General features: G+C 68.3%; 18 protein-coding genes. 9 read left to right on the forward strand and 9 right to left on the reverse strand.

Annotation, left to right across the window (positions count from 1 at the left end):
- Positions 1-55: 55 nt before the first annotated feature.
- The 3 genes from IS481_RS14865 to IS481_RS14875 all read right to left on the reverse strand — a co-directional run bounded on the left by IS481_RS14865 (position 56) and on the right by IS481_RS14875 (position 4,609).
- The gene (locus IS481_RS14865) at positions 56-1,228 is read right to left on the reverse strand and encodes an AlbA family DNA-binding domain-containing protein (protein ID WP_104357780.1); all 1,173 of its coding nucleotides are present in this window, start codon (positions 1,226-1,228) and stop codon (positions 56-58) included.
- A 50-nt stretch (positions 1,229-1,278) separates the two neighbouring features.
- Complete coding sequence (locus tag IS481_RS14870; protein ID WP_114699331.1) at positions 1,279-2,787, reverse strand: site-specific integrase; 1,509 nt, start codon at positions 2,785-2,787, stop codon at positions 1,279-1,281.
- A 707-nt stretch (positions 2,788-3,494) separates the two neighbouring features.
- A protein-coding gene (locus tag IS481_RS14875) for an IS3 family transposase (RefSeq protein ID WP_194963306.1) occupies positions 3,495-4,609 on the reverse strand; the annotation gives its coding sequence in 2 pieces (ribosomal slippage) (positions 3,495-4,357 and positions 4,357-4,609; 1,116 coding nt in all).
- Between the two features lie 498 nt (positions 4,610-5,107).
- On the opposite strand from IS481_RS14875, the gene ahpC reads away from it, so the two are divergent.
- The 3 genes from ahpC (at position 5,108) to IS481_RS14890 (ending at position 8,042) form a co-directional block, all read left to right on the forward strand.
- A complete protein-coding gene (gene ahpC / locus IS481_RS14880; protein WP_104358012.1) occupies positions 5,108-5,671 on the forward strand; it encodes an alkyl hydroperoxide reductase subunit C in 564 nt (187 codons plus the stop codon).
- A gap of 105 nt (positions 5,672-5,776) precedes the next feature.
- Positions 5,777-7,339 (forward strand): alkyl hydroperoxide reductase subunit F, encoded by a 1,563-nt coding sequence (gene ahpF / locus IS481_RS14885; protein ID WP_104358013.1) that lies wholly within the window; start codon positions 5,777-5,779, stop codon positions 7,337-7,339.
- 181 nt (positions 7,340-7,520) lie between these two features.
- A complete protein-coding gene (locus IS481_RS14890) occupies positions 7,521-8,042 on the forward strand; it encodes an O-acetyl-ADP-ribose deacetylase (protein WP_104358014.1) in 522 nt (173 codons plus the stop codon).
- Between the two features lie 27 nt (positions 8,043-8,069).
- On the opposite strand, the gene IS481_RS14895 is transcribed toward IS481_RS14890, so the two are convergent.
- Positions 8,070-9,053, reverse strand: a complete 984-nt coding sequence (locus IS481_RS14895) for a 2-dehydropantoate 2-reductase (RefSeq protein ID WP_104358015.1) — start codon at positions 9,051-9,053, stop codon at positions 8,070-8,072.
- Between the two features lie 87 nt (positions 9,054-9,140).
- Here IS481_RS14895 and IS481_RS14900 point away from each other — a divergent pair, with 87 nt between their 5' ends.
- Positions 9,141-11,009, forward strand: coding sequence for a SulP family inorganic anion transporter (locus IS481_RS14900; RefSeq protein WP_419186863.1), 1,869 nt, complete (start codon positions 9,141-9,143; stop codon positions 11,007-11,009).
- Here IS481_RS14900 and rocD read toward each other — a convergent pair.
- On the reverse strand, positions 10,962-12,191 hold the full coding sequence (gene rocD / locus IS481_RS14905; RefSeq protein WP_104358016.1) for an ornithine--oxo-acid transaminase: 1,230 nt from the start codon (positions 12,189-12,191) through the stop codon (positions 10,962-10,964). The two genes, IS481_RS14900 and rocD, sit on opposite strands and share 48 nt — an antisense overlap.
- Positions 12,192-12,322: 131 nt before the next feature.
- On the opposite strand from rocD, the gene IS481_RS14910 reads away from it, so the two are divergent.
- On the forward strand, positions 12,323-12,799 hold the full coding sequence (locus tag IS481_RS14910) for an Lrp/AsnC family transcriptional regulator (protein ID WP_104358017.1): 477 nt from the start codon (positions 12,323-12,325) through the stop codon (positions 12,797-12,799).
- 6 nt (positions 12,800-12,805) lie between these two features.
- Here IS481_RS14910 and IS481_RS14915 read toward each other — a convergent pair whose 3' ends face one another.
- Positions 12,806-13,246 (reverse strand): Lrp/AsnC family transcriptional regulator, encoded by a 441-nt coding sequence (locus IS481_RS14915; RefSeq protein ID WP_104358018.1) that lies wholly within the window; start codon positions 13,244-13,246, stop codon positions 12,806-12,808.
- 131 nt (positions 13,247-13,377) lie between these two features.
- On the opposite strand from IS481_RS14915, the gene IS481_RS14920 reads away from it, so the two are divergent.
- The 4 genes from IS481_RS14920 to IS481_RS14935 all read left to right on the forward strand — a co-directional run bounded on the left by IS481_RS14920 (position 13,378) and on the right by IS481_RS14935 (position 17,313).
- Positions 13,378-14,472 (forward strand): saccharopine dehydrogenase family protein, encoded by a 1,095-nt coding sequence (locus IS481_RS14920; protein ID WP_104358019.1) that lies wholly within the window; start codon positions 13,378-13,380, stop codon positions 14,470-14,472.
- A 48-nt stretch (positions 14,473-14,520) separates the two neighbouring features.
- Positions 14,521-16,005, forward strand: a complete 1,485-nt coding sequence (gene amaB / locus IS481_RS14925; protein WP_419186864.1) for an L-piperidine-6-carboxylate dehydrogenase — start codon at positions 14,521-14,523, stop codon at positions 16,003-16,005.
- 68 nt (positions 16,006-16,073) lie between these two features.
- Complete coding sequence (locus IS481_RS14930) at positions 16,074-16,271, forward strand: heavy-metal-associated domain-containing protein (RefSeq protein ID WP_104358021.1); 198 nt, start codon at positions 16,074-16,076, stop codon at positions 16,269-16,271.
- Positions 16,272-16,326: 55 nt separating this feature from the next.
- Complete coding sequence (locus IS481_RS14935) at positions 16,327-17,313, forward strand: Gfo/Idh/MocA family protein (protein WP_104358022.1); 987 nt, start codon at positions 16,327-16,329, stop codon at positions 17,311-17,313.
- Positions 17,314-17,326: 13 nt separating this feature from the next.
- On the opposite strand, the gene IS481_RS14940 is transcribed toward IS481_RS14935, so the two are convergent.
- The 3 genes from IS481_RS14940 to IS481_RS14950 all read right to left on the reverse strand — a co-directional run bounded on the left by IS481_RS14940 (position 17,327) and on the right by IS481_RS14950 (position 20,331).
- A complete protein-coding gene (locus tag IS481_RS14940) occupies positions 17,327-18,652 on the reverse strand; it encodes a TRAP transporter large permease (protein ID WP_104358023.1) in 1,326 nt (441 codons plus the stop codon).
- Positions 18,649-19,143 (reverse strand): TRAP transporter small permease, encoded by a 495-nt coding sequence (locus IS481_RS14945; protein WP_104358024.1) that lies wholly within the window; start codon positions 19,141-19,143, stop codon positions 18,649-18,651. The genes IS481_RS14940 and IS481_RS14945 overlap by 4 nt, the downstream gene beginning before the upstream one ends.
- A gap of 156 nt (positions 19,144-19,299) precedes the next feature.
- Positions 19,300-20,331: a TRAP transporter substrate-binding protein gene (locus tag IS481_RS14950; protein ID WP_104358025.1), complete on the reverse strand. Its 1,032-nt coding sequence runs from the start codon at positions 20,329-20,331 to the stop codon at positions 19,300-19,302.
- Between the last annotated feature and the right edge of the window lie 39 nt (positions 20,332-20,370).

Raw genomic sequence — 20,370 nt, forward strand, 5'->3', positions numbered from 1 at the left:
GTTACCTCGGGCGCTACACCCCAACGCTATGCCAGGTGGACGGGCATACCCTCTCTTACACGGGCAGCCCCTTAGCTGCGAGGTAGGCTTTGAAACCCTCGAAGTCCAGCCTGCGGACAGTCCCGGCCACCTCAATCTCATGCACGAAGGTGACGGGTACCGATAGTTCCGCTGCAAGGATGCGGCACTTCAGTCGAACCTGCCCAGGCCCGCTGATGACAAGGGCCATAGTGTTGGAAGAACGGAGCACTTCTCCGGGGAGAAGTACCCCAAAGCGCACATGGCAGGAAGGGGCGTTGCCTTCCTCTTCTTTAATGGTGGCGACTCCCGGCTTATCGGCTAAGAGCAGGTCAGGAATGGTTCTGATGTCGGCAGACAATCCTAGGCGCCGTATTTCCGTGGGGGGTTCCGGCAGGTCATCACCGGTAAGCATGTCGCACGCAAGCCCGTCGACACCCTCCACCGTCACTTCCAGCTTAGTGTTCGTAAGTTGTTGCCCGGAGTGGTTGCGAAGAGCAAAGCGCATCTCAATGAGAGCACCGTAGCACCGGGCAAACTCTGCTAGCTGCCGCCAGAAGTCTTCATTGTCCAGTGTTGTGCCTTGCCGGAGCGGGTTGATGATGGCGTTAGCACGCGAACTGCGGTAGTCCGGCATCTGCTCTGTGAACTCGAAGAAATCGAGGCTGAACGACCCTGGAAAGGGCTCCCCGTCCCGCGTAATGAGGTCTAGGGCGACGTCAACTGGCCCGCGCCCAGCATCAGCCGCCGCCATAGCGGCAATCTCAATAGGCTCTGCCTCGTCGGTGCTACTGCCGCGCCGCACGTAGACGATGTTGCGTCGCAGCTTTCCGAAGTCGTTACTGATGCTGAACGGTCGCTTCTGCTTTGGGATTGAAATCACACCTACGGTCTTGCCATCGTAGACGTGCTCTTCGTACCGAAACTCAAGCTTAGGCTTGACCTTGGAGTTGACGAACTGCTGGATTTTGGCGTCATCAATGTGCTCGGTGATGCCTACGACCTCGGCGGGATGCGGCCGCCTGTCACGAAATCCAAGCACGATGTAACCGGCCCCCTCTCTCCAAGAGTTCGCCATCGCCAGGATGTCTTTGAGCATCTCTGACTTTGTAGCGTCGTTGCCGTTCTCGAAGCGGTACTGTGCTTCCTTGAAGTCGACGTCAGGCCCTTCGCTCTTGTAGCGCAGCGCGTCGAGCAAGCTATCGTCCATGCGCGCGTTCCCTCCTTTGCATGCAAGTATGCATGCGCCAAGGCTGACGCTTAAGTGCTATCAGTGACGTCTTGCCCCCGTTCTGGAGCCTTCTCTTCTAACCGTAGCGCACTGTCAACGGCAGGCGGCAAGTCAGCGAACTCGCGCAGATGCGCTGTCAGTTCAGTTTGAGACACCTCGCCCGCAAGTTCTAGCACAGCGCGCGAGATTTTCTCAGTGAGCGCCCGCATCTGCTCTTGCTGACCTTTGATGTACTCCACTGTAATCTGTGGGATGCCGAGCGCCGACGCGATACCCTTGCTTGAGTGCAGGAGCAGAAGCGACAGAGCAAGCACACCGCCTGGGTCGACCGTCGCACCCAGAGACGCAAACGTGCGGCGCAAGTCGTGCTTGTAGACCCAGTACCCGAGGATTGGTACCAGGCGCTTCCAACTGGCTCGCGGGTCAGTTAGTCTCGGCAGGTCTTTCGTCTTGCGACGCTCAGTCTCGAGCGAGTACCACACCCACTCGCCAGCTGGGCCAGAGGGCGCGAACTGCTTGCGACGCCGCAAGATACTTAAGACATACGAAGACAGCGGCATCTCAATAGGCTTCAGTCTGTCGACCTGGCTCAGCTTCTTCCTGCGACGCTTCGTTCCGCGTTGCAGTGGCTGTATGAGGTACAGACCACGCTCGAAGTCGATTTGCTCCCAACGCATGTCCATCACAAGCCTGTCGCGCAGGCCGGTAAGCAGGTACACGCGCCACAAGTCTCTCCACCAGGGAGACATCAGCTGGTCGGTGGCGTGCCAAGCCTTGGGTATGTCTTTGAGCAGCAGATAGGTTTCGCGGGTGTTCGGCTCTTCAATCTTTTGTGCTGCAGCCCGCGTCGGGTCCCAGTCCCTCGACTCGCCCTCTATCCCGCGGTACTCATGCGCAATCTTGTACAAGCGCGACGCTGTGTTCAGGATGCCGAGCGAGTAGTTCGCCGACGGGGCCTTCCGGAAAACTCGTTCTTCGGTGCTATCGTCTTTGGTGACTACGCCGACGTCGAGACGGCCTTCCCGGACGCTGGTGAGGTAGTCAATCCAGAACCCCTCCTTGAGTTCATCGAGATAGCGCTTCGACAGGTGCGACAAGAAGCGCTCATAAGTCTTGCGCATCTTGTCGCCATACGCCGGACTGTCTTGTGAGTTAGCGCTTTCTAACGACTGCAGCAGTCGCTCGTATGCCTGCCCGACCGTCATGCGCACGGTGCCGCCGCTACGGAGTAGCTTCGCTTCGCGAACAAGACGCATCGCTTCGAGTTCAGCGTCTTTGTACGAGAGCACGCGGTCACCTGTACCAATATCTTCAACCAGTCCCAACACTGGTTTCTCGTCTTTGAAAGTGCCGTCTGGCTGCAAACGCGGAACGCGGCTGATGTACGAGCGTCGAACGACGCCGTCAGCGCGCGGTTTGCCGATGCGCACACCAAAACCTGGCAGCGTCTCGTGCCAAATCTCTATCGCAGGCTTGTTCGTCGGCGCAGGTACGCCGAAGATGTCAACTTTCGAGCGGAACGTGTACTTCTCTGACATGGCAGGGCTGCACGTGCTTTCCAGAGCAAGTTTCCGCAAGTGTACGATGCTTTCCGCGAACTTTCCGAGATATAAGCGCCGTATAAGTGGACTTTCCGTGGAAAGTTCCAGAACCCGCAGAGGTGTTGCCGACCGAGAGCGCGGGACAGAAGACTAGAAACCGGTGACATGACAACAACTTACCCCGCGTAGCGCCACAGAATATGAACATTGCACTGAGGGGCGTCCTATGAAACACTAGCCTCATAATCCGTCGGTCGCGGGTTCGAGCCCCGCCCGGCCTACCACTTCAGCAATGCTCCATCGACACGGCTTGCTGTCTGCCGCATCGAACGGTGACGCAGCGCCGCGGCAACCAGCGAGAAAAGCCACTTCAGGGTGCCAAGCAGCCCCTCAGGGGTTTTCCGGATTCGACGTCCGGCCTTGCCTTGCCGGCGACATCAGGCGGACCGACGGACCAGCCCGGATGATGCGCCACGACGTCGCCGCCTGAGGGCAATCCACCCCAGGCGATACCCCGCCCAGGAATATCCCGGCGTCGACATCCGGTGGACGCATGTCGCCCCGCAAGAGCTTGCGCCCGCTTCTGGACCACGCCGAAATCATCGATGGACGCCAAAATACCCGGCGGCACCAATCCGGATGCACGCTCGATCTGGCGTCGCAGACTGCATGCTGCGCAGGAGGAGGAACCGTAAGCTTCCCCGTCAAGCAGGCATTTCAAAAGTAGAACTTCCGGCGACGCGTTGGCGGTACTCGGCCGGGGTCAGATTGCCGAGCGAATCGTGGGGACGCTCCTCGTTGTACTCGAGCATCCACCAGTACGCGGCCTCGCGCACGTCGTCGAGGCGGGTGAACAGGTGCTGGTCCAGGACCTCCTCGCGGAAGGTCCGATTGAAGCGTTCGATGCAGGCGTTCTGGTTGGGCTTGCCGGGCTGGATGTACCGGATGGCCATGCCGTTGAGCTTGGCCCACTGCACGAAGGCCTCGCCCAGGAACTCCGGGCCGTTGTCAGTACGCAGGACCTGCGGCAGGCCGTGGTCGCGCTTGAGCTGCTCGAAGATGCGGACCAGGCGCGTGGACGAGATCGAGGTGTCGACCTCGATGTGCAGCGCCTCGCGGTTGAAGTCGTCGACCACGTTGAAGGTCCGGAAGCGGCGGCCACACGCCAGCGCGTCGGCCATGAAATCCGCTGACCAGACGGCATCGGGCAGCAGGGGAACGTAGAGCGGTACGCGTTCGCGCTTGGGCAGCCGCTGCTTGGCCTTGCGGCGCAGATTGAGCTTCATCGCCTTGTACACTCGGTAGATTCGATTGTGGTTCCAGTCCGGACGCGCACGGCGCAGGACCTTGCAACACTTCCAGAAGCCGCGGCTCGGGCGATTCTCGACCACCTCGGCCAGGGCCGCGATGATCTCGGCATCCCGTACCGTCCAGTGCACCGGCGGCTGGTACCACGCTGCCCGCGACAACCCAACGCAATCACAGGACCGGCTCAGGGGCCGCGTGTGCACCTCGACCAGGTACCGCACGGCCTCGCGCTTCTGCTCCGGCCCTACAGTTTTTTTGCGATCAGATCCTTCATCGCGGCGTTGTCGAGCGCCAGCTCGGCGTACATCCGCTTGAGCCTGGCGTTCTCCGCTTCCAGGTCCTTGACACGCCGCAGCTCGGAGGCCTCCAGGCCGCCGTACTTCGACTTCCACTTGTAGTAGGTCGGAACGCTGATGCCGGCCTGCCGGCAGATGTCCTTGACCGGCACGCCGGCGTCGGCCTGCTTGAGGATCGAGACGATCTGGGTCTCGGTGAAACGGGACTTCTTCATGGAACCTCCTGGCTGGGGAAAACATGCCAGAAAGTTCTACTTATGGGGTGTCTGCGGATCGGGGAAGCTTACGTGGCGGCCGCCGCGTGTCCCGAGCCGGGCCGCCCCGAGGCGCCAGGCCGCTGCCCGCCCTTCTCCTGTCGCCCGGGCCCCTGACAGGGCGCCCGGCGCGCCTCCTTTGCGTCACGTGCCAAGGGGCGCCGCGCCCGGCCGGAGCGGAACTTCTCCCCGGCGCCGCCGTCATGGCCTCTGCAGGCCGTGGACTGACCTGACGCAAGCCCCGCCCCGGCTGCCCGGGCGACACTGCCCCGGCCTTCGCACGGCCCGCATCCCTCAGGATCGGACCGGCCCTGGCCTGTCCCGCCGGGCGGGGTGTTTGGTTGAGTCTATCGCGGTAATATAGAAACTCTATATTACAATGCTTGCCATATTAGCCATAGGCTATAGAATCAAGTCTCACCATCACTTCCTTCTTTCCTCAACCAACGGAGACGCCACATGTCCCTCATCAACACCAAAGTCCAGCCGTTCAAGGTCCAGGCCTTCCATCAAGGCAAGTTCGTCGAGATCACCGAGAAGAACCTGCAAGGCAAGTGGTCCGTCGTGATCTTCATGCCGGCGGCCTTCACCTTCAACTGCCCGACCGAAGTCGAGGACGCGGCTGACAACTACGCCGAGTTCCAGAAGGTCGGCGCCGAGGTCTACATCGTGACCACCGACACCCACTTCTCGCACAAGGTGTGGCACGAGACCAGCCCGGCCGTGGGCAAGGCCCAGTTCCCGCTGATCGGCGACCCGACCCACCAGCTGACCCGCGCCTTCGGCGTGCACATTGAGGAAGAAGGCCTGGCGCTGCGCGGCACCTTCGTGATCAACCCCGAAGGCGTCATCAAGACGATGGAAGTCCACGACAACGCCATCGCGCGTGACGTCAAGGAAACCCTGCGCAAGCTGAAGGCCGCCAAGTACGTCGCCGAGCACCCGAACGAAGTCTGCCCGGCCAAGTGGAACGAAGGCGCCAAGACCATCGCTCCGTCGCTGGACCTGGTCGGCAAGATCTAAGCCGGCCGCGCCAGGGAGGTGGCCACGCGGCCACCTCCTGCCGGAACCGCCCGGGCATGGCCTTGCGCCATGCCCGCTCCCCCACCGAACCAGAAAGCCATCCGAATGCTTGACGCCAACGTCAAATCCCAACTGAAGAGCTACCTGGAACGCCTGCAGCACCCCATCGAGCTGGTGGCCACGTTCGACGCGAGCCCGGCCAGCGCCGAGATGCGCGCGCTGCTCGACGACATCCGGGAGTGCTCGGACAAGGTCAGCCTGCGGGAAGACGCTGAGCAGGCGCTCAAGCCTTCGTTCGGCATCGCCCCGGCTGCGGGTGAAACGCCGCGCGTGCGCTTCGCCGGCCTGCCGATGGGCCACGAATTCACCTCCCTGGTGCTGGCGCTGCTGCAGGTCGGCGGCCACCCGCCCAAGGTCAGCGAAGACGTCATCGAACAGATCCGCGCGCTGGACGAGCCGCTGCACTTCGAGACCTTCATCTCGCTGACCTGCCACAACTGCCCGGACGTGGTGCAGGCGCTGAACCTGATGGCGGTGCTCAACCCGAAGATCACCAGCACCATGATCGACGGCGCGCTGTTCCAGGAAGAAGTGCAGCGCCGCGAGATCATGGCCGTGCCGACGGTGTTCCTCAACGGCAAGCCCTTCGCCGCCGGCCGCATGGTCATCGAGGAGATCCTCGCCAAGCTGGACACCGGCAATGCCGAGAAGGAAGCCGCCAAGCTGAGCGCGCGTGATCCGTTCGACGTGCTGGTCGTCGGCGCCGGCCCCGCGGGCGCCGCCGCGGCCGTGTACGCCGCGCGCAAGGGCATCCGCACCGGCATCGTCGCCGACCGCTTCGGCGGACAGGTCAACGACACGCTGGGCATCGAGAACTTCATCTCCGTGCTCAAGACGGAGGGTCCGCGGTTCGCCGCCGACCTCGAGGCGCACGTGCGCCACTACGACGTCGACGTGATGAACCTGCAGCGCGCCGCGCGCGTCGTCCCGGCCGAAAAGCCGGGCGGGCTGATCGAGGTGCACCTCGAGAACGGCGGCGTGCTCAAGTCGCGCAGCCTGGTCATCGCCACCGGCGCGCGCTGGCGCAACGTCAACGTGCCGGGCGAACAGGAATACCGCAACAAGGGCGTGGCCTACTGCCCGCACTGCGACGGCCCGCTGTTCAAGGGCAAGCGCGTCGCGGTGATCGGCGGCGGCAACTCGGGCATCGAGGCGGCCATCGACCTGGCGGGCATCGTCTCGCACGTGACCGTGCTGGAGTTTGCCGACAAGCTGCGCGCCGATGCCGTGCTGGTCGACAAGCTGCACAGCCTGCCCAACGTGACGGTGCTGACCAACGCGCAGACCACCGAGATCACGGGCGACGGCTCGCGGGTCAACGGCCTGACGTACCGCGACCGCGTCAGCGGCGAGGAGACGCACCTCGAGCTCGAGGGCATCTTCGTGCAGATCGGCCTGGTGCCCAACAGCGAATTCGTCAAGGGCACGCTGGAGCTGAACCGCTTCGGCGAGATCCTGGTCGACGCGAAGTGCCAGACCAACGTGCCGGGCATCTTCGCCGCCGGCGACGTGACCGACGTGCCGTACAAGCAGATCATCATCTCCGCCGGCGAAGGCGCCAAGGCGGCCCTCAGTGCCTTCGACTACCTGATCCGTACCCCTGTGTGATGAGGGCAGCACGGCGCTGAAGGAAGTGGGCGCCGCTCTCGTCCTGTTGCCGGCCGCCTTGGCGATGCGCTGAGGCGGCTTTTTTTTGCCCGCCCTCGCCCGGCGCGGGAAAATCCCGCCCGTCGGGCCAGGTCCTGATCGCCCCGCTGCCAGGACACCCGGCCCCTCCACGAGGAGCCCCATGAGCACGTTGCTGCGCGCCCTCCAGTCCGACATCACCACGCTGGCCGTCGACGCGATCGTCAACGCCGCCAACCCGACGCTGCTGGGCGGCGGCGGGGTCGACGGGGCGATCCATCGCGCCGCGGGGCCGCAGCTGCTCGAGGAATGCCGGCAGCTGGGCGGCTGCGAGGTGGGCGACGCGAAGCTGACGCAGGGATACCGCCTGCCGGCCAGGGCGGTGATCCACACGGTGGGGCCGATCTGGCGCGGCGGGCAGGACGGCGAGCCGCAGCGGCTGGCCTCGTGCTACCGGCGCTGCCTGGAGATCGCCGACGGCGCGGGCTTTCGCTCGCTGGCCTTCCCGTCGATCAGCACCGGGGTCTACGGCTACCCCGTCGAGCCGGCGGCGCGCATCGCGGTGGCGACGGTTTCGGCCTACCTGCAGGCGCGGCAGGGCGCGACGTCGCTCGAGGAGGTGATCTTCTGCTGCTACTCGGCCGCTCACCTCGCCTGCTACGAGCGCCTGCTGCAGCGCGCCTGACCGCCACCGGCGGCGGCAGCGCCGTCTTCATGCGGGGTACAGGCCCAGCACCCGCGCCTTCAGCCGCACCAGGCCGAGCAGCGCGTCGATGTGGGGGGTGGCCAGCCCGAGCTTGCGGGCGATCTCGTGCACGACGGTGAGCAGCGCGTCCAGCTCGATCGGGCGGCCGGCCTCGACGTCCTGCAGCATCGAGGTCTTGAACGCGCCGAGCTTGCGCGTGACCGCGTTGCGGTCCTCGCCGCTTTGCGCAATCGGGCAGCCGATGCGCGCGCCGATCGCCTGCGCCTCGGCCATCACGTCCAGGCAGAAGCGGTTCACCAGCGGGTCGTCGAGGATGCGGTCGCAGGTGGCGCCGGTCAGGGCCGAGACGGGGTTCATCGTCATGTTGCCCCACAGCTTGTACCAGATGTCCTTCTGGATGCCCTCCGAGGCCTGCGCCTCGAACCCGGCCTCGCACAGCAGGCGCACCAGCGCGTCGACCCGGGCACTCGCGCCGCCGCGCGCCTCGCCGAGGATCAGGCCGGCGCCGAAGCCGTGACGCACCAGCCCGGGCTCGGGCGTCGAGCAGGTGGCGTGCACCACCGCGCCGACCACCTGCTGCGCGGGAATCGCGGCCGCGATGCGGCCGTCCGGGTCCAGGCTGTCCAGGCGCATCCCCGCCTGGGCGCCGCCGATGCCCTCGAAGAACCACCAGGGCACGCCGTTCATCGCGGTCAGCACCACGGTACCCGGCCCGAGCAGCGGCCCGATGCCGGCCGCGACGCTGGGCATCGCCGGCGCCTTGACCGCGACGACCACCAGGTCCTGCACGCCGAGCGCAGCCGGATCCTCGCTGACCTGCGCGACCGGTGCCTGCTCCAGCCCCTGCGCGGTCTGCAGCCGCCAGCCGTGCGTGCGCAGCGCCTGTGCCGTCGCGCCGCGCGCCACCGCGCTGACGGGCAGTCCCTGGCGGGCCAGCCGGGTGCCGAGGAAACCGCCGATGGCGCCGGCGCCGTAGATGCAGATCTTCATCGCGACATCACTGGATCGAAACACGCAGGGGCCGGTCCGACATGCGCCGGCCGGGGCGCGGAGCACTCTATCATCAGGCGAATCTTCGTGACCCTGGCTGTGCCCGCTTCGACACCCGCCCCCCTCTCCCGCCGGCTGCGCGACTCCTGGGTCGCCACCGTTTCCCCGCTCACCCTGCGCCAGGACCTGGTCGCCGGCCTGCTCGGCGCGCTGCTGGTGCTGCCGCAAGGCATCGCGTTCGCGACCCTGGCCGGGCTGCCGCCGCAGTACGGGCTGTACACGGCCATCGTGCCGTGCATCGTCGCGGCGCTGTTCGGATCGAGCCGCCACGTGGTGTCCGGCCCCACCAACGCGAACTCGCTGGCGCTGTTCGCGATGCTCTCGCCGCTGGCCGCGCCGTTCACCCCGTCGTACATCGAGCTGGCGCTGGTGGTGACGGTGCTGGTGGGCGTGATGCAGGCCCTCATCGGCGGGTTGCGGCTGGGCACGCTGGCGAACTTCATCTCGCCGGCCGCCCTGCTGGGCTTCACCTCGGGTGCGGCGGTGCTGATCGCGGTCCACGCGCTGAAGGACCTGCTCGGCTTCGGCGCCGAGGCGGGCAGCAGCGCGCCCGCGGTGCTGCAGCATGTCGTGACGCACCTCGGGCAGGCACAGCCGGCCGCGCTGCTGGTGGGCGGCGTGACGCTCGCCGCGGCGCTGGCGGTGCGCCACCTCCGGCGCGGCTGGCCCTACCTGCTGGTCGGCCTGGCCGCAGGCACGCTGTGCGCCGCGCTGCTGGCCGGCCGCGACGGCGCCGCGGCGGTGCGCACGCTGGGCGCGCTGCCTTCGGCTCTGCCCGCCTTCCACGTGCCCGAGGTCGACTGGCAGGCCGTGCCGGAGCTGGTGGGCCTGGCGTTCGCGCTGACCATCGTCGCGCTGGGCCAGTCGATCTCGATCGCCAAGGCGGTGGCCGCGCGCAGCGGGCAGCGCATCGACGCGAACCGCGAGTTCATCGGCCAGGGGCTGTCCAACATCGTCGGCGGCTTCTTCTCGTGCTACGTCTCGTGCGGCTCGCTGAACCGCTCGGTGCCCAACCTGGAAGCCGGCGCGCGCACGCCGCTGGCGGCGGTGTTCTCGGCGCTGTGGCTGCTCGGGCTGGTGGCGCTGAGCGCCGGGGCGCTGGCGCGCATCCCGTTCGCGGCCATCGCCGGGCTGCTGTTGCTGGTGGCCTGGACGCTGTTCGACCTGCCGCGCTGGCGGCGCCTGGCGCGGCTCAACCGCACCGAGTTCGGCATCGCGGCGGCGACGCTGGCGGCCACGGTGGCGATCCGGCTCGAGATCGCGATCCTGCTCGGCACCATCCTGTCGCTGGTCAGCTACCTGTACCGCACCTCGCGGCCGGCGATGCGCACGATGGGCTTCGACACCATGGCGCCGGAGCGCCCGTTCGTCGTGGTCGACGACACGCCCCAGGCGCTGCCCGAGTGCCCGCAGGTCAAGCTGCTGCGCATGGAAGGCTCGGTGTACTTCGGCGCCGTGCAGCACGTGGCCGACCGGCTGCACGAGCTGCGCGCCGCGCCGGACGCCCCGCGCCACCTGCTGGTGATGGCCAAGAGCATGAACTTCATCGACCTGGCCGGCGACGAGCTGTGGCAGGCGGAGCTGATGGCGCGCCGCGCACAGGGCGGCGACCTGTACTTCCACCGCCCGCGCCCGCAGGTGATGCAGATGTGGCAGCGCACCGGCTTCCTCGAGCTGCTGGGGCGCGACCATGTCTTCCCGGACAAGCGCACCGCGATCGCGACCGTCTTCGGCAAGCTGGACCCGCGCATCTGCGCCGCCTGCCGCGCGCGCGTGTTCTGGGAATGCAAGGACGCGCCCTACACTCCTGCGCCGTCCGATGCTGCGGTGCCGCCAAAGGACGGGAGCTCAGGCGACCCGGCGCCGGCCGGCCTCGACCGCCCGCAGGGCGCGTGACAGCGCCTCGACCGCGGCATCGACCTGCGCCTCGGTGATGACGAGCGGCGGGGCGAAGCGCACCACGGTGTCGTGCGTGTCCTTGCTCAGCACGCCCTCGCGCATCAGCGCCTCGCACACCGTGCGCGCCGGCGCGAACCCCGGGTCGATCTCGACGCCGATCAGCAGCCCGCGGCCGCGCACCTCGGCGATCGCCGGGTGGCGCAGCGCCGCCAGCTGCGCCATGAACTGCGCGCCGCGCACGCGCGCCTGTTCCGCAAGCCGCTCGCGCTCCAGCAGCTGCAGCGCGGCCAGCCCCACCGCCGCGGCCAGGGGGTTGCCGCCGAAGGTGCTGCCGTGGTCGCCCGGCGTGAAGACGGCCATCACGTCCTCGCGCGCGACGAAGGCCGACACCGGCAACAGCCCGCCGCCCAGCGCCTTGCCCAGCGTCACGCCGTCGGGCTTCACGCCTTCCAGGTCGCAGGCCAGGCGCGCGCCGGTGCGCCCCAGGCCGGTCTGCACCTCGTCGCAGATCAGCAGCACGTCGCAGCGGGTGCACAGCTCGCGCGCGGCGCGCAGGTAGCCTTCGGGCGGCACGACAATGCCGGCCTCGCCCTGGATCGGCTCGACGAAGAACGCCACGGTGTGCGGCGTGATGGCGCGCTCCAGCGCCGCGATGTCGCCGTACGGCACCTGCACGAAGCCCGGTGCGAACGGCCCGAAGCCGTCGCGGTACTGCGCCTCGCTGGAGAAGCCCACGATGGTGGTGGTGCGGCCGGCGAAGTTGCCGTGCGGCACGATGATCTGCGCCTGGTCCTGCGGCACGCCCTTGACCTTGTAGCCCCACTTGCGGGCGGCCTTGATCGCGGTCTCGACCGCCTCGGCGCCGGTGTTCATCGGCAGCGCGCGGTCCAGCCCCGTGGTGCGGCACAGCTGCTCGAGGAAGGGGCCGAGCCGGTCGGTGTGGAAGGCGCGCGAGGTGATCGCCAGGCGCTGCGCCTGCTGCACCAGCACGGCCACCAGCTCCGGATGGCTGTGGCCGAAGCTCACCGCCGAGTAGGCGGACATCATGTCGAGGTACCGGCGGCCCTCCTCGTCCCACAGGTACACCCCCTCGCCGCGCGTCAGCACGACGGGCAGCGGGGCGTAGTTGCGGGCGCCGTAGCGGTCTTCGAGGGCCATGGCGGTCGAGGTGGTGGTCATCGTCGTGCTCTCGCAAGATGGTCCAAGGGGTGCTCCCACCATCGACTCTAGGCAGCGGCACGCGAAATTTGCGTTCCTGTTCCTTTGCTCCTAGCATGGCTTGCGAAACAAACGTGCATGGAGGAGGCCCCATGGCGGGAGCAGCTCTGGACGCCATCGACCGGCGCATCCTGCAGGTGCTGCAGGAGGACGGGCGCGCATCCAACGTGGAACTCGCGCAGCGGGTGCACCTGTCGGCCCCGCAATGCCTGCGCCGCGTGCGCGCGCTGGAGGAGCGCGGCGTGATCCTCGGCTACACCGCCCGCGTCGACCGCGAGGCACTCGGCTACGGCGTGATGGCCTACGTCAACCTCAACATCGACCGCGAGCAGTTCGGCCGCGTGCGCGAGCTGGAGCAGGTGCTGCGTTCGTTCCCGGAGATCATCGAATGCCACTGCATCTCGGGCGACCACGACTACCTGCTGAAGGTGGTGGCGCGCGACCTGAAGTCGCTGTCGCAGTTCCTCACCGACCGGCTGATGCAGGTGCCGGGCGTGGACGACGTGCGCTCGATGATCTGCATGGAGGAGATCAAGCCGGGCGCGCCGCTGCCGGTGGACGCGGCCTGACGGCGCTCAGGTCACGCGGTCGATGCGCTTGGCGAGCACCACCGAAGTGGTCGTCTTGACCACACCTTCCACCTCGCCGATCTCGTCGAGCAAGGCGTCCAGCCGCTCGGGCGTCCCGGCGCGCAGCCAGGCCACGTAGTCGTACTCGCCGCTGACGGTGCACAGCTGGCGCACCTCGGGCATGCGCGACAGGCGCTGCACCACGTCGCGGCCGGAACGCGGCTGCACCGTGATGCCCACGTAGGCTTGCAGGCCCGCGCCTTCCACCTCCTGGCCCAGCCGCACCGTGTAGCCGACGATCACGCCCTGCTGCTCCAGGCGGGCCAGGCGGGCCAGCACCGTGGTGCGAGCCACCCCGAGCCGGCGTGCCAGCCGGGCCGCGCTCTCGCGTGCGTTGGCCTGCAGCAGGGCGAGCAGCTCGCGGTCCAGCGGATCGAGGGTCTTCATCGGCGCCTCCTGACGTTTCGTCATCCCATGCTGACGAAGCGTCAGTCTAGCCCGCGATCCCGACGTTATCGCGCTATCTTCTGACAACGACGCTGCCTAGACTGGCCCTCATCCACCCCGAGGAGACCGTCATGCGCATCGTCCTGCTCGGTGCCGGCCACATCGGCCGCGCGATCGCCCGCCTGCTCGGCGACAGCGGCGACTACCGCGTCACGCTGGTGGACCGCGACGAAGCCGCGCTGCACGGCCTGGCCCGCGAATCCGTCGAGACGCGGGTGGTCGACACCGCCGACCTCGCGCGCCTGACGCCGCTGATGCGCGGCCACGACGCGGTCGTCAATGCCTTGCCCTACCACTTCGCGGTCCCCGTTGCGACGCTGGCGCGCGAAGTGGACTGCCACTACTTCGACCTGACCGAGGACGTGGCCTCCACGCGCGCGATCCGGCGCCTGGCCGAAGGCGCGCCCACCGCCTTCATGCCGCAGTGCGGGCTGGCGCCCGGCTTCGTCGGCATCGTCGCGCACCACCTCGCGCAAGGCTTCGAGGTGCTGCACGAGGTGAAGATGCGCGTCGGCGCGCTGCCGGCCTTCCCGGGCAACCGGCTCAAGTACAACCTGACCTGGAGCGTGGACGGGCTCGTCAACGAGTACTGCCGCCCCTGCGAGGCGATCCGCGACGGCCAGCGCGTCGAGCTGCTGCCGCTCGAAGGCCTGGAGCATTTCTCGCTGGACGGTGTCGAATACGAGGCCTTCAACACCTCGGGCGGGCTGGGCACGCTGTGCGAGACGCTGGCAGGGAAAGTGCGCACGCTGGACTACAAGTCGGTACGCTATCCGGGACACGGCGAGCTGATGAAGTTCCTGCTCGAGGAGTTGCAGCTGCGCGCCGACCCCGAGACGCTGAAGGGGCTGCTGCGGCGCAGCGTGCCGGCCACGATGCAGGACGTGGTGCTGGTGTTCGTCAGCGTCAGCGGCCTGCGCGACGGCCAGCTGGTGCAGGAGGTGTTCGCGCGCAAGATCTTCGCCGACCGGCACGGGCCGGCGCCGGCCAGCGCGATCCAGATCACCACCGCGGCCGGCCTGTGCGCGGTGCTGGACCTGTTCCGGGACGGGCAGCTGCCTGCGCGCGGCTTCATCCGCCAGGAGCAGGTCGCGCTGCCGGCCTTGCTCGCCAACCGCTTCGGGCAGGTGTACGCGCAGTCGGGCCGGATCGAATCGGTGGCCTGAGCGCTGCACCGAGGAGGACCATGCATGCACACGCGGATCGACGCACTGATGGCTGCCCTGGGCGTGCCACAGCAGGCCTGGCACGACGGCGAGATCACCAGCTGCTCGCCGATCGATGGCCGGCCGCTGGGCCGCGTGCGGCGCGCCGACGCCGAGGCGGTGCGGCAGGCCGTGGGACGCGCGCAGGCCGCCTTCCTGCGCTGGCGCGACGTGCCGGCCCCGCGCCGCGGCGAGCTGGTGCGCCTGCTCGGCGAGGAGCTGCGCCGCCACAAGCGCGAGCTGGGGCGGCTGGTCTCGCTGGAAGTCGGCAAGATCGCCGCCGAGGGCGAAGGCGAGGTCCAGGAGATGATCGACATCTGCGACTTCGCGGTCGGCCTGTCGCGCCAGCTGCACGGGCTGACCATCGCCTCCGAGCGCCCCGGGCACCGGATGATGGAAACTTGGCACCCGCTCGGCGTCGTGGGCGTCATCACCGCGTTCAACTTCCCCGTGGCGGTGTGGTCGTGGAATGCGGCGCTGGCGCTGGTGTGCGGCAATGCGGTGCTCTGGAAGCCCTCGGAGAAGGCACCGCTGTGCGCGCTGGCGGTGCAGGCGCTGTTCGAACGCGCCTGCCGGGCCTGGGGCGACGCGGCGCTGGCCGCGCTGTCGCAACCGGTGATCGGGCTGGCCGATGCCGGCGAGGCGCTGGCCGACGATGCGCGCGTCGCACTGGTCTCGGCCACCGGCAGCACCCGCATGGGCCGCGCAGTGGCGCCGCGCGTCGCGCAGCGCTTCGGCCGCTGCCTGCTCGAGCTGGGTGGCAACAACGCGATCGTCGTCGCCCCCTCGGCCGACCTGGAACTCGCCACGCGCGCGATCGTGTTCGCCGCGGTCGGCACCGCCGGGCAGCGCTGCACGACGGCCCGGCGGCTGATCGTGCATGCCAGCGTGTACGACGAACTCCTGCGACGCCTGCAACGCGCCTATGCCGGCGTGCGCATCGGCCATCCGCTCGAGCCGGGCGTGCTGATGGGGCCGCTGATCGACCAGGCCGCCTACGAGGCGATGCAGCGCGCGCTGGACCAGGCACGCGCCGAAGGCGGCACGGTGCATGGCGGCGAACGCGTGCTGGCCGGGCAGTACCCGGCGGCGTGGTACGTGAGGCCGGCGCTGGTGGAGATGCCGGCGCAGACGGAGGTGGTGCGGCGCGAGACCTTCGCCCCCATCCTCTACGTGCTGCGCTATGGCGACCTGGACCAGGCGCTGGCGCTGCACAACGAGGTGCCGCAGGGGCTGTCGTCGGCAATCTTCACGAACGACCTGCGCGAGGCCGACCTGTTCCTGTCCGCACGCGGCTCGGACTGCGGCATCGCCAACGTCAACATCGGCACTTCGGGCGCCGAGATCGGCGGCGCCTTCGGCGGCGAGAAGGAGACCGGCGGCGGGCGCGAATCGGGCTCGGACGCCTGGAAGCAGTACATGCGGCGCGCGACCAACACGATCAACTACTCGCGCGACCTGCCGCTCGCGCAGGGCATCCGCTTTGACCTGTGAGGCGGCGATCGCGGCCCGGGACTGGCACACTCTGCCCTCTCGGGACACGTTCGACGAAAGGATCCACGATGAACCAGACCTTCGAGGTGCAGGGCATGAGCTGCCAACACTGCGTGCGCGCCGTCACCCAGGCCGTGCAGCGCCTGGACCCGCAGGCCCGGGTCGCGGTGTCGCTGGAGCAGGGCAAGGTCGAGGTGGACAGCACCCAGCCCCGCGAAGCGATCGCCCGCGCCATCGCCGACGAGGGCTACCAGGTCTCGGCCTGACGCCTGCGCGGTTTTTGATACCGCGCCGTAACGGCCTGCCGCCACAATCGCGGCCATGGACCAGACCACCGCCCCGCCGTTGCGCTGGGGCCTGCTCGGGGCAGGCCGCATCACCGAAGGCGCGCTGATTCCGGCGCTGCGCGCACAGGGCGCCGCCCTGGTGGCGATCGGCTGCCGCGACGCGGCGCGCGGGCAGGACTACGCGCAGCGGCACGGCATTCCGCATGCCCTGTCGTATGCCGACCTGCTCGCACGCGAGGACATCGACGCGGTCTACATCGGACTGCACAACAGCGCCCACCTGCCGTGGACGCTGGCCGCACTGGCCGCGGGCAAGCACGTGCTGTGCGAGAAGCCGCTGGCACTGGACGCCGGCGAGGTGCGCCGCATGCAGCAGGCGCAGGCCGCCAGCGGCCGGCTGGTGCACGAGGCCTTCATGTACCGCTACCACCCGCAGATCGAGCGCCTGTGCGCGCTGGTGCACGGCGGCGAGCTGGGCGAGCTGCAGGCGATGCGCGGGGCCTTCGGCTTCCGCCTGGACCGCGCGCAGGACAGCCGCTGGGACCCGACGCTGGGCGGCGGCGCGCTGTACGACGTCGGCTGCTACCCCTTGAGCCTGATGCGGCTGCTCACCGGCGCCCGCCCGCAGGTGCACGACGTGCGGGCACGCCGCGGCGGCCAGGGCGTGGACGTGCTGGCGCACGTCGTGCTCGGCTTCGGCGAGGTGCTCGGGCACTTCGATTGCGGCTTCTCGCTGCCGGCGCTGGATGCGTACTTCGAGGTCATCGGCACGCGCGGCAGCGCGCGCCTGACCCATCCGTTCCTCGCCAAGGGCATCGAGACGGAGCTGGTCGTGCGCATCGGCGAGACGCAGCGCACCGAGCGCTTCGCTGCGGTCGACCCTTACCGGCTGATGGTCGCGCACTTCGAGCGCGCGGTGCGCGGCCACGCTGCGCTGCGCTGGGGCCTCGACGATGCCCTGGAGCAGGCCGAGGCCCTGGACGCGATCTTCGCGCGGCTGCAGTGGAGCGAGGCGCGCTAGCGCCGCCGCGCCGCTAGTCGAACAGCCACCAGACGGCCCCCAGGCTCAGCGCCGGCACGAACAGCAGCATCGCCACGCGCAGCACGTCGCTGAGCAGGAAGGGCAGCACGCCCTTGTAGGTCTCGACCATCGGCACGTCCTTGCAGATGCTGTTGACCACGTACACGTTCAGGCCCACGGGCGGGGCGATCAGGCCGATCTGCACCACCATCAGCACCAGCACGCCGAACCAGATCGCCTTTTCCTGCAGGTCCAGGTTCCACAGCTCCAGGCCCATGATGGCGGGGAACAGCACCGGGATGGTCAGCAGCACCATCGACAGCTCGTCCATCACGCAGCCGAGGATCACGTAGAACACCAGCACGCAGGCCACCACGACCAGCGGCGCGATGTCCAGGCCGGCGACCCACTGCGCGAGGTTGGCCGGCATCTGCGTCAGCGCGAGCGACGCGTTCATCATGTCGGCGCCGAGGAAGATCATGAACACCATCGCCGAGGTCTCGGCCATGCCGAGGAAGGCATTCCGGATCCCCTGCAGCGTCAGCTCGCGCTTGACGAGCCCGGCAACGAAGGTGCCGAGCGCACCGACCGCCGCGCCCTCGGTGGGCGTGAACACGCCGAGGTAGATGCCGCCGAACACGACCACGAAGACGGTCGCGATCGGCCACACGCCGGCCAGCGCCTTCCAGCGCTCGCGCCAGGGCAGCGGCTCGGCCGGCTGCGCGAGGTCGGGCCGTACGCGGCAGTAGATCGCGGTGACCACGATGTAGCCGAGCGCCGCGATCATCCCCGGCACGAAGGCGGCGGCGAACAGCTTGGCGATGTTCTGCTCGGTGAGGATGGCATAGACCACCAGCGGCACCGACGGCGGGATCAGGATGCCCAGCGAGCCGCTGGTCGCCAGCACGCCGGTCGACAGCCGCCCGGCATAGCCGTGCGCCTTCATCTCGGGGTAGGCCACCTGGGCGATGGTGGCCGAGGTCGCGACCGACGAGCCGCACACCGCGCCGAACGCCGCCGCGGCCATCACCGCCGCCATGCCCAGCCCGCCGCGGATGTGCCCGATGAAGGCCGCCGCGGCCCGGAACAGGTCGCGCGACAGTCCGCCCTGGGTGGCGAACTGGCCCATCAGCAGGAACAGCGGGATGACCGACAGGTCGTAGACCGTCAGCCGTGCGACCGCCGAGCCCTTGAGCGTGTTGAGCAGCGCGAGGTCGCTGGTCATCGCCCAGTAGCCGATCGCCCCCGGGATGAACATCGCCGCGGCGATGGGCACGCGCAGCGCCATCAGCACGAGCATCGCGGAGAACATCACGATGCCGATCGTGGTACCGCTCATGCCACGCCCCCGGGATTCCAGGGCCGGTCACGCAGCTGTGCCCAGGCCTGGCACAGCGCGATCACCAGCGTCAGCGCGAAGCCCGGCGCGAGCACGGCGTAGACCACCCACATCGGCAGCCCGAGGATCATGGAGGTCTCGCGCGCCTCCAGCACCGACTGTGCCCCCACTGCGGTGCGCCAGGCCAGCAGCGCCATCATGGCCGACAGCAGCACCGCGCCGATGCCGTCCAGCACGGCCTGCGTGCGGCGCCCGGCGCGCGCGGTGAAGAAGTCGACGATGATGTTGCCGCCGTTGAGCTGGCACCACGGCAGGCACAGCGAGATGCACAGCGCGGTACCGAACTGGGTGAGCTCGAAGTCGCCGTGCAGCGGTGTGGACCACAGGGAACGACCGGCAATGCTCACCACCGTGAGCACTGCCACCGCGCCGGCGCACAGTCCGCCCACCAGCGCGAACCACTGCGCCGTCAAGCGTAGCAAGGTCAGCATGGAAACTCCCGGGGCGATGGCCAGAGCAGCTGGTGTCGCCCCGTCACCATGCCGCCCGGTCTGCGTCGTTGGATGCCGGCACGGCCCGCCCGCGGCGGGCGCCGCGGGTCGCCGGGCCACCCGCATGCTGCCGCGCGGGACAGGCCCGCACCGCGCTCACTTGCGGTACTTGTCCAGCAGGTCGCGCGCGTCCTGCAGCATCTGCTTGCCGGGCAGGCCGGCCTTCTCCATCGCCGCGACCCATTCGTCGTACAGCGGCGCGGAGGCCTTGACCCAGTTCTCGAGCTCGGCATCAGGCAGCATGTAGAAGGTGTTGCCACGTTCCTCGGCCGGCTTGCGGCCCGGTGCGCGCGCCTCGTCCCAGGTCTTGCCGGCAATCGCCGCGAAACCCGCGCCGCTGTTGCGGTCGATCACGGCCTTCAGGTCGGCCGGCAGGCTCTCGTACTTCGCCGGGTTCATCGCGATGACGAACACCGAGGTGTACAGCGCCGGCTTGTTCAGCGGCGTCTCGGTGTGGTACTTGACCATCTCGTGCAGCTTGACCGAGGGGATCACCTCCCAGGGCAGCACGAAGCCGTCGATCACGCCCTTGTTGACCGCCTCGGCCACGGCCGGCAGCGGCATCGCCACCGGCGTGGCGCCCAGGGTGGCCAGCAGCTTGTTGGTCTGGCGCGTCGGCGCACGCATCTTCAGGCCCTTGAAGTCGGCCAGCGTCCTGATCTGCTTGTCGCGGGTGTGCACGTAGCCCTGCTCGTGCACCGCGAACATCAGCGGCTTGACCCCGGCGAACTCCTTCTGCGCGTACTTCTGGTAGAAGTCCCAGGCCGCCTTGGAGCCCGCCTCGGCCGAGCTGGTCATGAACGGCAGTTCGAACACCTCCATGATGGGGAAGCGCCCCGCCGTGTAGCCGGGCAGCGTGAAGACCAGGTCGACCACGCCGTCCTTCGCCTGGTCGATCAGCTGGGCAGGCGTGCCGCCCAGTTGCATGGCCGGGAAGATCTGGCACTTCAGGCGGTTGTTGGACTCTGCTGCCAGCCGGTCACACCAGGGTTGCAGGATCTTGGTGGGCGGCATGGCCTGGGGGTTCCAGAAGTGGTGCACCTTGAGCGTCACTTCCTGGGCCTGGGCCCCGAAGCTGGCCCCCAGGGCCGTCAGGGCGAGAGCGCAAAGTCTGCGGAACGTCTTCATGGCTTTTGTCTCCTGTTGTTGGAACCGGCGGATCGGATG

It is taken from the genome of Caldimonas thermodepolymerans (assembly GCF_015476235.1).
GTDB classification, from domain to species: Bacteria; Pseudomonadota; Gammaproteobacteria; order Burkholderiales; family Burkholderiaceae_C; genus Caldimonas; species Caldimonas thermodepolymerans.